Consider the following 12,499-nt stretch of genomic DNA (forward strand, 5'->3'; position numbering starts at 1 on the left):
CGACGCGGAGCCGACCTTCGGCCAGCGATGTGCCGGATGTTCCCCATGAGGTCTACACGATCGCCACTCGTAAAGGTAGGACATCAGACCTTTGGAATCCTATGCGCCGTTCCGCGGCGCGCGCTGCCCGCCCCCGTCCCGTCGCGCGACCGGGTGTGAGTTGGGCCTCTATCACCGCATACCGGGACGCGATGGGGGTATGTACGCAGCCGTGAAGACGATGGTCACGGCACGGACGCGGTTTCGCTTCCGTCGAACACTGCAAGTCCGGTCGCGGTAGGGTCTAAGCGATGTGTGGAGCCACCGGCGAGGTACGCCTCGACGGCAGAAACCCAGACCTAGCCGCCGTCTCGGCGATGGCCGAGACGCTGACACCTCGCGGCCCGGACGGTGCCGGCGCCTGGTCGCAGGGCCGGGTCGCGCTGGGGCACCGCCGCCTCAAGATCATCGACCTGTCCGAGGCGGGCGCCCAACCGATGGTCGACTCCGACCTCGGCCTGGCCATCGCCTGGAACGGCTGCATCTACAACTACCAGCAGCTCCGCGACGAACTCCGGGGCCACGGATACCGGTTCTTCTCGACCAGTGACACCGAGGTCCTGCTCAAGGCGTACCACCACTGGGGCGACCGGTTCGTCGACCGTCTCTTCGGGATGTTCGCGTTCGCGATCGTCGAACGGGACAGCGGGCGGGTGTTGCTGGGCCGCGACCGGCTGGGCATCAAACCGCTCTACATCTCCGAGGACGCGCACCGGATCCGCTTCGCCTCGTCACTGCCCGCCCTGGTCGCCGGCGGCGGGGTGGACACCCGTATCGACCCGGTCGCGCTGCATCACTACCTGTCGTTCCACTCCGTGGTGCCGCCACCGCTGACGATCCTGCGCGGCGTCAAGAAGGTGCCGCCGGCGTCGCTGGTCGCCATCGAACCCGACGGCACCCGTACCACCACGACCTACTGGACCCCGTCGTTCACCCGCCACGACGACCGCGCCGACTGGTCCGAGAAGGACTGGGAGGACGCGGTGCTGGCCGCGCTGCGGCGTGCCGTCGAACGCCGGCTGGTCGCCGACGTGCCGGTGGGCTGCCTGCTCTCCGGCGGCGTTGACTCCAGCTTGATCGTCGGCCTGCTCGCAGAGGCGGGTCAGACCGGCCTGCAGACGTTCTCGATCGGCTTCGAGTCGGTCAACGGCGTGGCCGGTGACGAGTTCAAGTACTCCGACATCGTCGCGCAGCGCTTCGGCACCGACCACCACCAGATCCGCATCGACACCGCGCGCATGCTGCCCGCGCTCGACGGTGCGATCGGGGCGATGAGCGAACCGATGGTCAGCCACGACTGTGTGGCCTTCTACCTGCTCAGCCAGGAGGTGGCCAAGTACGTCAAGGTGGTGCAGTCGGGCCAGGGCGCCGACGAGGTGTTCGCCGGTTACCACTGGTATCCGCCGATGGCCGAACCGGGCGCCGCCTCGGTGGACGGTTCGGTGGCCAGTTACCGGGCGGCGTTCTTCGACCGCGACCCGGACGCCCTCGACAAGCTCGTCACCCCGCCGTACTTCGCCGACGGCGATCCCAGCGGCCGGTTCGTCACCGAGCACTTCGCGCGCGAGGGCGCCACGACCGGCGTGGACCGGGCGCTGCGCCTCGACAGCATGGTGATGCTGGTCGACGACCCGGTGAAACGCGTCGACAACATGACGATGGCCTGGGGTCTGGAGGGCCGCGTGCCGTTCCTCGACCACGAGCTGGTCGAGCTGGCCGCCACCTGTCCCCCGGAGTACAAGACCGCCCAGGGCGGTAAGGGGGTGCTCAAGGAGGCGGCGCGCCGGGTGATCCCCGCCGACGTCATCGACCGGCCCAAGGGGTACTTCCCGGTCCCGGCGCTCACCCACCTCGAGGGTCCCTACCTCGATCTGGTCCGCGACGCCCTGTCCGCGCCCGCCGCCAAGGAACGCGACCTGTTCCGGCCCGAGGCGGTCGACCGGCTGCTGGCCGACCCGAACGGCCGGCTCACCCCGCTGCGCGGCAACGAGTTGTGGCAGATCGCGCTGCTGGAGTTGTGGTTGCAGCGGCACGGGATCACGGGGCCGGCCGCATGACCGACCTCGGGTCCCACCTCGACCCCGACGCCGAGCACACCGAGGCGATCACCCTCGGGCTGCACGACGCGTCCCCGCAGCATCTGGTGGACGCGATGACCGACGACGTCGTGCTCGAACTCGGGTGGGGCCGGCTGATCTTCGGGCAGACCTTCGCCGACCCGGAGAAGCTGGCCAAGGTGCTGCAGCACGAGGGTCCGGGCCGGCGCGACATCTGCATCTACGCCCGCGAATCGCACGTGCTGGTGGCGCGCTCGCCCTCGGAACTGTTCATCGACCCGAGCCACACCTACCGGTTGCGCTTCACCGAGGGCGAGGAGACACCGGCCCCCACCCCGACGGGTTTCACGGTGCGGCCGTTGCGGAAGCCCTCCGACGCCGACGCGATGAACCGCGTGTACGTGCAGTGCGGGATGGTCCCCGCCCCGACCGACATCATCTGGGAGAACAACAGCGACGTCGAGGCGGTCGTCTACCTGGTCGCGGTGCGCGACGACGACGGTAGCGTCGTCGGCACGGTGACCGGCGTGGACCACAAACAGTTGTTCAACGACCCCGAAGACGGATCGAGCCTGTGGACGCTCGCGGTCGACCCGACGTCCAGCCTGCCGGGGGTGGGCGCCGCGCTCACCCGCGCGCTGGCCGGGTTGTTCCGCGAGCGCGGGCGCGCGTACATGGACCTGTCGGTGGCCCACGACAACTCCGCGGCGATCGCGCTGTACGAGAAGCTGGGCTTCCACCGCGTCCCGGTGCTGGCGGTCAAGCGCAAGAACGCGATCAACGAACCGCTGTTCACGCACTCCCCCGAGACCGTCGACGATCTCAACCCGTATGCGCGCATCATCGCCGACGAGGCGATCCGCCGCGGGATCTGGGTGGAGGTCCTCGACGCCGGCGCCGGAGAGATGCGGCTGAGTCACGGCGGGCGCAGCGTCATCACCCGGGAATCGTTGTCGGAGTTCACCTCCGCGGTCGCGATGGCGCGTTGCGACGACAAACGCCAGACCCGGCGCATCGTCTCGGAGGCCGGGATCACGGTGCCGAAGGGGCGGCTCGCGACATTCGACCAGCAGGACCACGACTTCCTCACCGAGGTCGGCGACGTCGTGGTCAAACCCACGCGCGGAGAGCAGGGCAAGGGGATCACGGTCGGCGTCGAGAGCCGGGAGGAACTCGACGCGGCACTGGCCCGCGCCCGTGAACAGCACCCGGAAGTACTGATCGAACAACGCGCGCCGGGCGACGATCTGCGCCTGGTGGTCATCGACGGCAAGGTGGTCGCGGCGGCGTTGCGGATGCCCGCGGAGATCGTCGGCACCGGCAAGCACACGATCCGAGAGCTCATCGAGACCCAGAGTCGGCGGCGGGCGGCCGCGACCGGCGGTGAATCGCGGATCCCCATGGACAAAGTCACCGAGGGCACGGTGCGGGAGGCGGGCTGGTCGTTGGACGACGTGCTGCCCGAAGGGGAACGGCTCCGGGTCCGCCGGACGGCCAACCTCCACCAGGGCGGCACCATCCACGACGTCACCGCGGACGTGAACCCGGAGCTGTGCCGGGTGGCGGTGGCCGCCGCGCAGGCCATCGGCATCCCCGTCACCGGGATCGACCTGTTGGTGCCCGACGTCACCGGTGTCGACTACGTGTTCGTCGAAGCCAACGAACGCCCAGGGCTGGCGAACCACGAACCACAGCCCACCGCAGCGGCTTTCGTGGATTTTCTGTTCCCCATGCAACCAGGTCTGCCGCAGGCGTGGACCCCGGAGGAAACGCCCTCCTAGTCACCAGGTGCTGGTGCGCAGCACAATCTCGGCGGCCAGCTGCGCCGTCGAGTCCGCCGCGTTGCGCCGGCCCAGCAGGTCGACCATCCGGTAGTCGCCGTAGACGAAACGCTGGCTGGCCTTGGCCACCGACCGCGAGGCCGGTGTGCTCACCAGTGCCGTGGTGTTCATCTCCACCGGCGGGCAGTGTTCGTCGCGCACCACGCCGGCCGGATCAGGGACGCGCGGATGGCCACGGTCGATCACCACCAGCCCGATGAAGCGGTCCAGGCGGGTGGCGGCCAGCTCCCATGCGAGTTCGCCGCCGTGCCGGTCGCCCACCAGCAGCGCCCACCGGACGTCGATGGCGTCGAGGATGCCGACGACGGCCTTGGCGGTGAGCCGGGGATCGGCGCCGATCACCACGGTGCGCAACGACGCGGTGTGCAGGCGCTGGCAGATCCCGTCGTAGGCCGCCGGCGAGTGCTGGGCCGCACCGAGCAGCACCACCGCCGAACCCTTCTCCGGGCCTGCCACGTCCACCGGCACGGGGAAGCCGTCGACGGTGACCATGGAGGAGAGCACTCGGCCACGCTACCGGCTCCGCCGACCCGGCGGGTGTGATTCTCCGTGTTGCGCCGGTCTCAGGCGGCGGCGACGCGCTCGGCCTGACGGGTGGCGATGTCGAGGAACGTCTCGGGGAGCGTGCCGTCGACCGGGATCTCTGGATTCGGTGTGGGAAAAGCGATTCCGAACACCGCCATCGTGCCGATGTTGTCGAAGCCGAAGTACACGCTGCTGTCGACACCGGCAAGTGTCATCGTCTGCCGATATACCAACGCGTCGGGCCGCGCGCCGTCGATCCGGGTGGTGGTCATCGGGATGCCCGCGTCGGTCAGGTCGAAGAAGGTCTCGAACTCCGCGCACCGCTGTGCGGTCTCGGCGAGGCGGTCGAGGTCGAGCCGCCAGGTGAGCACCGTCATCACGACGCGCGCACCGTCATAGGCGGCCACGTACTTCGCCGCACTGCCCGGGCCGCGCTGCGCAGTGCGCTCGATCACCCGGGTCAGCCCGTCGGAGCATCCCTCGGGGCGCGAGAGCATCGGCGGCGGACCGTCGGCCGCGCCCGCCTGACCGGGTTGGTCGACGATCCGGTCGTACTGCACGCCCGGCGGGAAGTCGGCCTCCGTCAGGAGCACCTTCTCCAGGCGGGCGCCGGGCCAGGTCGGGCTGCCCGCCACCGTGGTGGTGCAGCCGGTGAGCGCGCCGAGCAGCAGCAGCGCACCCGCCGCCGCACGCCACCCGGTCATCAGCTCAGGCTAGCCCCGTCGAGATGGTCGGGCGTGGCGGCGGTCCGGCATCGGCGAGGGCGAGGACGGCGTCGACGTCGAGGTGGTTCTCCAACAGATCGGCCATCACGTCGAATTGGGCGTCGCGACGCGCGGACACGTCGACGTCGCCGGCCACGACGAACCCGGACCGACCGGCCGCCGCGGCGGCGTGGGTGAGCCAGGCCCGCCGGAACTCGTCATTGTCGAACAGGCCGTGCCAGTGGGTGCCGTACACCGCGCCGCGCCGGACGCCGACTCCGGCCCAGTCGTCGGCGCCGGAGCGGGTGACCTGTCCGTGGTGGATCTCGTAGCCCCGCAGCGGTGTCGTCCAGTGCCGCAACGTCTTCTCGGCGGCGAAGGCGATGTCGGCGTCGAGCAGGCCGAGGCCGCTCACCCGCCCGGCCCGCGATTCGACGGGATCGTCGATGTGACGGCACAGCATCTGGAATCCGCCGCAGATCCCCAGCACCGGCCGGCCCGCCCGGGCGTGGGCGGCGATCGACTCCGCCACCCCGCCGGCGCGCAACCACTCCAGGTCCGCGACGGTGGCCTTGGTACCCGGCAGCACCACGACATCCGCACCGGCCACGTCGGCCGGATCGCTCACCCATCGCACCACCACCCCGGGTTCGCAGGCCAGCGCCTCGATGTCGGTCGAGTTCGAGATCCGTGGCAGCCGCACCGCCGCCACGTGGAGCACCTCGGTGCCGTGCGGCGGCGTCGGGCGCCCGATGGTGCGGCCCGCGACGACCGACACCGAATCCTCGGTGTCCATCCACAGTTCGTCGCTGTACGGGATCACCCCGTAGGTCGGGCGGCCCGTCAGCGCGCGCAGTTGGTCGAGACCGGGAGTGAGCAGCGTCGGGTCGCCGCGGAACTTGTTGACCACGAAGCCCGCGATCAGTGCCTGGTCGTCGGGATGGAGCACCGCGACGGTGCCGAAGAGGTGGGCCAGCACCCCGCCGCGGTCGATGTCGCCCACCACGACGACCGGCAGGTGGGCGCGCCGCGCGAGCCCCATGTTGGCCAGGTCGGTTCCGCGCAGGTTGATCTCGGCGGGCGATCCCGCGCCCTCGCAGAGCACGACGTCGAATTCCGTTCGCAGAGCGGCGAGTTCGTCTGCGACCACGTCGGCGAGCCGGTCGCGGTGGGTGATGTAGTCCTTCGCGCCGACGGTGCCGGCCACCCTCCCGCGCACGACCAGTTGCGAGGTGCGGTCGCTGCCCGGTTTGAGCAGGACCGGGTTGAACCGCACACTCGGGTCCAGGCCCGCGGCGCGCGCCTGCACGGCCTGCGCACGGCCGATCTCGCCGCCTTCGACGGTGACCGCGGAATTGTTGGACATGTTCTGGGCCTTGAACGGCGCGACCCGCACGCCCTTGCGGGCCAGCAGCCGGCACAGCCCGGCCACCACCATGGATTTCCCGGCGTCCGACGTGGTGCCGGCGACGAGCAGCGCCCCGTTCATCGCGTCGAGCGTGCGCTCACTGCGAGAATCCGGCCGAAAGATCGCGCTGGACGCACGCTCGCCGTAACGCTCACAGCTGGGTGAGGATCTCGGCGCCCGTGTCGGTGACCACCAGCGTGTGCTCGAACTGGGCGGTCCACTTGCGGTCCTTGGTGGCGACGGTCCAGCCGTCGTCCCAGATCTCGTAGTCCAGACCGCCGAGGTTGATCATCGGTTCGATGGTGAACGTCATCCCGGGTTCGATGACGGTCTCGACGCTGGGCTGGTCGTAGTGCAGCACCACCAGTCCGTTGTGGAACGTCGTGCCGATGCCGTGTCCGGTGAAGTCGCGAACGACGTTGTAGCCGAACCGGTTCGCGTAGGCCTCGATGACCCGGCCGACCACCGACAGCGCGCGGCCGGGTTTGACCGCCTTGATCGCCCGCATGGTCGCCTCGCGGGTGCGCTCGACGAGCAGACGGTGCTCCTCGGCGACGTCGCCGGCCAGGAACGTGGCGTTGGTGTCACCGTGGACGCCGTCGATGTAGGCGGTGACGTCGATGTTGACGATGTCGCCGTCCTCGATCACGGTCGAGTCGGGGATGCCGTGGCAGATGACCTCGTTGAGTGACGTGCAGCAGGATTTGGGGAAGCCCTTGTAGCCCAGCGTCGACGGGTACGCGCCGTGGTCGACCATGTACTCGTGGGCGATGCGGTCCAGTTCGTCGGTGGTGACACCGGGTGCGACGGCCTTGCCCGCCTCCGCGAGCGCGCCTGCGGCGATCCGGCCGGCGACGCGCATCTTCTCGATCACCTCGGGTGTCTGCACCCACGGTTCGTCGCCCTCGGCGGCGGTCGGGCGCCACGCGTACTCCGGGCGCGCGATCGACTTGGGTACCGGCAGCGTGGGTGACAGCTCGCCGGGACGGAGGGCGGTGCGCACAGACATGGACCCAGGATAGCCAGGAGAACGTCACTCTCCCGGAGTGAGAATGCTAAATTCTTAGCCATGCTCAGCGAGTCGACCCCGATGCGAACCACTCCTGACCACCTGCTCGGTCAGTTGGGCATCCACGACGTGCTCGAGAGCGACGAGCGGTTCGTCCTCGAGATGGAGAACCGGCCTGACCTCGCCAACACCCGCGGCGCCCTCCAGGGCGGGCTGGTGGCCACCCTCATCGACATCGCGGCGGGCCGCCTGGCCGAACGGCACGTCGCCGCCGGGCAGAGCGTGACGACGGCGGACATGACCGTGCACTTCCTCGCCCCCGTCGTGGTGGGGCCGGCCCGGGCCGAGGCGACCGTCGTGCGCGCGGGCAAGCGCATGATCGTGACGGCCGTCGACGTCATCGACGTGGGACGCGACCGGCTCGCGGCGCGTTCCACGCTGAGCTTCGCGGTCCTGGACCCCCGGTAGTCAGCCGCGTTCGCCGAGGAACCGCGGCCGCCGCAACCAGCCGGTCTGCGGGCCGCGGATGTCGACCGAACCCCACACCACCTTGCCGGTCAGCACCACGTGTGGCCGCCCCTCGGCCGGGACGTCCCTGCGGTGGTCGGTCGCGCTGCCGACGATCACCTCGACGTCGTCGATCGAGGCACTGGCCCCGTCGGGCAGCCGCAGGTCGAGCCCGCCGAACTTGAGATCCAGTTCGATGACGACCATCGGTCCGGCGAACCGCGCGCGGGTCAGATCGAGGTCGATCGACCCCATCCGGCGGTGCAGCGCCAGCCGCGTCGGCACGATCCACTCCCCCTGGCGCTTGAGGGATCCGAACACCCCGCGCAGTTCGACCCGGTCGGTCGCGGAGGTGACGATCGCCCCGGGTCCGGGGAGGTCGGTGACCAGCGCGTCGAGATCGGAGCGCAGCCGCGCCTGGGAGACGAGCGCCGAGCGTTCCTCGAACTCCTCGATGTCGATGAGGCCGAGCGCGACCGCGTTGTGCAGGCGCCGCAGTGTGCCGTTGCGGTCGGCGTCCGAGATGCGCATCGGCATCGGGCCGGATTGGGCGTCACCGTTGTGGGCCGGGGTCGTCATAGCCCCTCCAGGCTACTCAGGCGAGGTAGTCGGCGGGCAGTCCGTCGAGCATCCCGCGCAGCATCCGCACCGCGTACTCCGAACTGCCTCCGCCCACGATGAGCGCGGCGAAGGCGAGGTCACCGCGGTACCCGGCGAACCAGGAGTGCGAACCGCCGGCGAACTCGGCCTCACCGGTCTTACCGCGAACATCCCCGGAGCCGGCGAGATCCTCGGCTGTGCCGTTGGTCACCACCAGGCGCATCATCGGCCGCAGAGCCTCGACGACGTCGGGCCGCACGGGTCCGTGCTGACCGGTGACGACCGTGTCGCGCCCCTCGATCAGCCGCGGCACCGGGGTCTGGCCGGCGGCGACGGTCGCGGCGACGAGCGCCATCCCGAACGGGCTCACCACCACCTTGCCCTGGCCGAACCCGTCCTCGGTGCGCTCGGCGAGGTTGACCGTCGGGGGCACCGACCCGGAGACGGTGGGGATGCCCTCGACCACGTAATCGGGACCGATGCCGTACTGGGCGGCCGCGTTGGTCAGCCCGCGCGGCGGCATACGGCTGGCCAGTTCGGCGAACGTCGTGTTGCACGAGCTGGCGAACGCCCGTGACAGCGGCACGGTACCCAGATCGAATCCGCCGTAGTTCGGCACCGTGCGGTGGCCGATGTCCATGTGCCCGGGGCAGCCGAGCAGCGTGTTCGGGGTGGCCATGTCCCGTTCGATCGCCGCGCCCGCGGTGACGATCTTGAACGTCGACCCGGGCGGATACAGACCCATCGTGGCCAGCGGGCCCTCGGCGTCGGCGGCGGCGTTCTGCGCGACGGCCAGGATCTCGCCGGTCGAGGCCTTGAGCGCGACGATCATCGCCTGTTTGCCGGTGAAGTTCACCGCGTTCTGCGCGGCGGTCTGCACGGCACGGTCGAGGCTGATGGTCACCGACGGGGCGGGGTCTCCGGGCACCTCGTTGAGGACGTCGACGTCGACGCCGTTCTGGTTGACGGTGACCACCCGCCATCCCGCACGGCCGTCGAGTTCGTCGGAGACCTCCTTCTTCACCTCGTTGATGATCGCCGGGGCGAACCGGTCGTCGGTGGGCAGCATGTCGGGCTGGGGTGTGATCACCACGCCCGGTCGCGGGCCGAGGAGACCCGCCACCCGGTCGTGGTCGGCCTGGTTGAGCATGATCAGGCTCATCGGCTCGGCCATCGACGACGCCTGCTCGGCCAGGCGCTGCGCGTCGATCGCCGGAATGAACGGGCGCAGCGCGTCGGCGACCACCCGGGAGGTGGCCATCAGTTCGGCACCGGCCGCCTCGGCATCGAGCGCGAGGTGGTACCGGTACCCGGGTACCAGTACCTCGGTGCCGCCCCGTTCGTTGACCGAGGCCCGCGGCGGCGGGTCGGCGCGCAGCGCGAACGACTGGTTCTCGCCCAGTCGCGGGTGCAGACCCGTTGTGGCCCAACGCACTTCCCAGCGACCCTCATCGCGCACCATGTTGAGCCGGCCGTCGTAGGTCCAGGTGCGGTCCTTCGGCAGATGCCAGGTGTAGCGGTAGGTGACGCTGCCGGTGTCCTCGGCGTACTTGGACCCGATGATCTGGGCGTCGAGGTGGGTGGCCTGCAGACCGGCCCATGCCTCGTTCAGGGCGGCGCGCGCGGCGGCGGGGCGGTCGGCGAGTTCGGCGGCCGCCTCGGTGTCGCCGGTGGACAGCGCGGCGAAGAACTCCTCGGCCGCGGGCTCGGGACCGTTGGGCTTGGGGGTGCAACCACTGAGACCGAGGCTGCCGAGAACCGTGGCCACCGTGAGCAGACAGGTGACCCTTGTTGCTGCTGAGGTTTTAGTTGCCATTGAGGCAGATGTTAGGGAAGTGGTGAACGCTTACCGCGGAGGCGCACCGTGACACGGCCGTGATCTCGTCGCGATCGCGACCGTCACAGACCCAGGCCGCGCAGCAGGATCTCGAATCCGCGGCCGAACTCCTCCTCCGGCGGCACGTCCGCCGCCTGCGTCGCGGTCTGCCTCAGCAGCGGATACTCGTCCAACTGCGCGAGGATCCGAGTTCCCTCCCCCGCGAGCGGACCGTAGTGGTCGACTTCGAGCGCACCGAACACGTACGCCAGCACCGCCCGGAACGCGAGGACTCGCCGCCGGCCCGTGACACCCGCGTCGGTCAGCACACCGAGGACGGTCTCACCCCAGTCGAGGGACGCGGGGACCCGGTGCCGATGGACCAGAAGCAGGGGTACGGCCGCCGGATGACGGGCGGCCGCCGACCGGACCCGTTCGGCCAGCACGGCCAGGCGCCTTCCCGCGGAACCCCGCGGCAGACCGGTGTCCAGACCGCTCAGGACCTGGTTCACCACCAGTTCCTCGAGTTGTGCGCGGTCGCTGACGTAGCGGTAGAGCGACATGGTCCCGACACCGAGACGACGGGCGACGGTGCGCATCGACAGCGAGGGCAGCCCCTCGTCGTCGATCAGCGCGAGGGCCGCCTCGGCGACCTGGGTGGACGACAGCGACCGTGGGCGTGGCATGGCGTTGACAGCGTACACCGTACGACTACACTCGGTTGGCGTACACCGCACTCCTACCGAGGGAACCGTCGTGACACCATCGCGCGTCCCCGCCAGGCAACTGCACACCGTCACCGGTGACGCCGTTACACTGCCGGATCCGAATACGTTGACCCACCTTCAGTTTCGCCGCTTCGCGGGCTGCCCGATCTGCAACCTCCACCTGCAGTCGTTCGCCCATCGCCACGAGGAGATCAAGGCCGCGGGCATAAACGAGGTGGTGGTCTTCCACTCCCCTGCCGACGAACTCCGCCTGCACACCGACGCAATGCCGTTCGCCGTGATCGCCGACCCCGACAAACGCCTCTACCGGGAGTTCGGCGTCGAGTCCGGCCCGCGCGCACTGCTCGATCCACGCGCCTGGGGTGCCATCGTGCGCGGTGTCGCCGCGACGCTGCGCGGCAGGCTCCGGCCCCCGGCCGCGCGACCGACGGGCGGACGGCTCGGGCTGCCGGCCGACTTCCTGATCGGTGCCGACGGCGTGGTGCTCGCCGCGAAGTTCGCCCGCCACGCCGACGACCAGTGGTCGGTCGACGATCTGCTGGCTCAGGCCGCTCAGGCCCCGGCGGCGGGGGCCCGCACGACCAGGGGGACCGCGGGGAAGTAGGCGGCCATCTCCGATCGCGAGGCCCGCAGCGCCGCGGTGCCGTATCCGCGTTTGCGGTGCTCCGGGTGGATCCAGATGCGCACGCTCACCTCGCCGCCGGACAGTTCGCCGAACACCATGCCGATCTTGTCGGCGCCGACCGTGGCGACCAGCCAGACCGCTTCTTCGGCGTTCACCCGGCCGACGGCCGCGCTGATCTCGTCGTCCAGCGCGCCGGCGGGCGCACCGGAACCGTCCCCGGCGGCGCGCACGTCCGCGGTGCGCGCGGCGAAGACGTCGCGATCGTCGGTCGCCGAGAACGGCCGCAGCACAACCCGTTCCACGCGACGTGGCGACTGCTCGCCCATCGTGAAGCTGAGCTGGTTGTTGAGATCCTCGAGTTCGGCGGCGATGCGCCGCCGCGAGACCTTGGTCAACCGGTCGAACGACAGCCGCAGGACCGCCTCACCACCGATGGCCGACGTCCCGAGCAGCGCGGCGATCTCCTCGATCGCGGCGTCGTAGTCCTCTGAGGCCACGATCACGTCGAGCACCTCGTGGCGGCGTTCCAGGGCCCGCATCAGCGCGTCGGCGATCTCCCGGCGGACCACGCGGCGGTCACCGACGGCCTCGCTGTCGTGCCCGGGGTCGGCATCGGTCATGGCCGTCAGCGTAGCCGTCG

12 protein-coding genes are annotated in these 12,499 nt (G+C 70.3%); 4 read left to right on the forward strand and 8 right to left on the reverse strand.

Annotation, left to right across the window (positions count from 1 at the left end):
- Nucleotides 1-290 precede the first annotated feature (290 nt).
- A complete protein-coding gene (locus tag AU196_RS20340) occupies nucleotides 291-2,096 on the forward strand; it encodes an N-acetylglutaminylglutamine amidotransferase (RefSeq protein WP_059096859.1) in 1,806 nt (601 codons plus the stop codon).
- Nucleotides 2,093-3,877, forward strand: a complete 1,785-nt coding sequence (gene ngg, locus AU196_RS20345) for an N-acetylglutaminylglutamine synthetase (protein WP_059096860.1) — start codon at nucleotides 2,093-2,095, stop codon at nucleotides 3,875-3,877. Before AU196_RS20340 ends, ngg begins: the two co-directional genes overlap by 4 nt.
- Here the strand turns inward: ngg and AU196_RS20350 are convergent, their stop codons facing one another.
- The 4 genes from AU196_RS20350 to map all read right to left on the reverse strand — a co-directional run bounded on the left by AU196_RS20350 (nucleotide 3,878) and on the right by map (nucleotide 7,583).
- Nucleotides 3,878-4,429 (reverse strand): alpha/beta fold hydrolase, encoded by a 552-nt coding sequence (locus AU196_RS20350; RefSeq protein ID WP_059096861.1) that lies wholly within the window; start codon nucleotides 4,427-4,429, stop codon nucleotides 3,878-3,880. It abuts the gene before it with no gap.
- A gap of 71 nt (nucleotides 4,430-4,500) precedes the next feature.
- Complete coding sequence (locus AU196_RS20355; protein WP_059096862.1) at nucleotides 4,501-5,166, reverse strand: hypothetical protein; 666 nt, start codon at nucleotides 5,164-5,166, stop codon at nucleotides 4,501-4,503.
- Between the two features lie 4 nt (nucleotides 5,167-5,170).
- Nucleotides 5,171-6,655: a cobyric acid synthase gene (locus AU196_RS20360; RefSeq protein WP_059096863.1), complete on the reverse strand. Its 1,485-nt coding sequence runs from the start codon at nucleotides 6,653-6,655 to the stop codon at nucleotides 5,171-5,173.
- Between the two features lie 70 nt (nucleotides 6,656-6,725).
- The gene (gene map / locus AU196_RS20365; protein ID WP_059096864.1) at nucleotides 6,726-7,583 is read right to left on the reverse strand and encodes a type I methionyl aminopeptidase; all 858 of its coding nucleotides are present in this window, start codon (nucleotides 7,581-7,583) and stop codon (nucleotides 6,726-6,728) included.
- Between the two features lie 81 nt (nucleotides 7,584-7,664).
- Between map and AU196_RS20370 the strand changes: the two genes are divergently transcribed.
- Nucleotides 7,665-8,051, forward strand: a complete 387-nt coding sequence (locus tag AU196_RS20370) for a PaaI family thioesterase (RefSeq protein ID WP_059096925.1) — start codon at nucleotides 7,665-7,667, stop codon at nucleotides 8,049-8,051.
- Here AU196_RS20370 and AU196_RS20375 read toward each other — a convergent pair whose 3' ends face one another.
- The 3 genes from AU196_RS20375 to AU196_RS20385 all read right to left on the reverse strand — a co-directional run bounded on the left by AU196_RS20375 (nucleotide 8,052) and on the right by AU196_RS20385 (nucleotide 11,192).
- A complete protein-coding gene (locus AU196_RS20375; protein WP_059096865.1) occupies nucleotides 8,052-8,669 on the reverse strand; it encodes a DUF1707 SHOCT-like domain-containing protein in 618 nt (205 codons plus the stop codon).
- A gap of 16 nt (nucleotides 8,670-8,685) precedes the next feature.
- Complete coding sequence (locus tag AU196_RS20380) at nucleotides 8,686-10,506, reverse strand: penicillin-binding transpeptidase domain-containing protein (RefSeq protein WP_059096866.1); 1,821 nt, start codon at nucleotides 10,504-10,506, stop codon at nucleotides 8,686-8,688.
- 83 nt (nucleotides 10,507-10,589) lie between these two features.
- Nucleotides 10,590-11,192, reverse strand: a complete 603-nt coding sequence (locus tag AU196_RS20385; RefSeq protein WP_059096926.1) for a TetR/AcrR family transcriptional regulator — start codon at nucleotides 11,190-11,192, stop codon at nucleotides 10,590-10,592.
- A gap of 70 nt (nucleotides 11,193-11,262) precedes the next feature.
- On the opposite strand from AU196_RS20385, the gene AU196_RS20390 reads away from it, so the two are divergent.
- Entirely contained in the window at nucleotides 11,263-11,838 is a 576-nt protein-coding gene (locus tag AU196_RS20390) for a peroxiredoxin-like family protein (RefSeq protein ID WP_059096867.1), read from the forward strand.
- On the opposite strand, the gene AU196_RS20395 is transcribed toward AU196_RS20390, so the two are convergent.
- Entirely contained in the window at nucleotides 11,787-12,479 is a 693-nt protein-coding gene (locus AU196_RS20395) for a GNAT family N-acetyltransferase (RefSeq protein ID WP_059096868.1), read from the reverse strand. The genes AU196_RS20390 and AU196_RS20395 overlap by 52 nt on opposite strands.
- Nucleotides 12,480-12,499 lie beyond the last annotated feature (20 nt).

The sequence above is a fragment of the Mycobacterium sp. IS-1742 genome (assembly GCF_001500125.1).
Taxonomy (GTDB): Bacteria; Actinomycetota; Actinomycetes; order Mycobacteriales; family Mycobacteriaceae; genus Mycobacterium.

Bases quoted from the DNA above. Each gene is read 5' to 3' on its own strand.
- AU196_RS20340 (WP_059096859.1), top strand. From the start codon at position 291: ATGTGTGGAGCCACCGGCGAGGTACGCCTCGACGGCAGAAACCCAGAC.
- ngg (WP_059096860.1), top strand. From the start codon at position 2,093: ATGACCGACCTCGGGTCCCACCTCGACCCCGACGCCGAGCACACCGAG.
- AU196_RS20350 (WP_059096861.1), bottom strand. From the start codon at position 4,429: ATGGTCACCGTCGACGGCTTCCCCGTGCCGGTGGACGTGGCAGGCCCG.
- AU196_RS20355 (WP_059096862.1), bottom strand. From the start codon at position 5,166: ATGACCGGGTGGCGTGCGGCGGCGGGTGCGCTGCTGCTGCTCGGCGCG.
- AU196_RS20360 (WP_059096863.1), bottom strand. From the start codon at position 6,655: ATGAACGGGGCGCTGCTCGTCGCCGGCACCACGTCGGACGCCGGGAAA.
- map (WP_059096864.1), bottom strand. From the start codon at position 7,583: ATGTCTGTGCGCACCGCCCTCCGTCCCGGCGAGCTGTCACCCACGCTG.
- AU196_RS20370 (WP_059096925.1), top strand. From the start codon at position 7,665: ATGCGAACCACTCCTGACCACCTGCTCGGTCAGTTGGGCATCCACGAC.
- AU196_RS20375 (WP_059096865.1), bottom strand. From the start codon at position 8,669: ATGACGACCCCGGCCCACAACGGTGACGCCCAATCCGGCCCGATGCCG.
- AU196_RS20380 (WP_059096866.1), bottom strand. From the start codon at position 10,506: ATGGCAACTAAAACCTCAGCAGCAACAAGGGTCACCTGTCTGCTCACG.
- AU196_RS20385 (WP_059096926.1), bottom strand. From the start codon at position 11,192: ATGCCACGCCCACGGTCGCTGTCGTCCACCCAGGTCGCCGAGGCGGCC.
- AU196_RS20395 (WP_059096868.1), bottom strand. From the start codon at position 12,479: ATGACCGATGCCGACCCCGGGCACGACAGCGAGGCCGTCGGTGACCGC.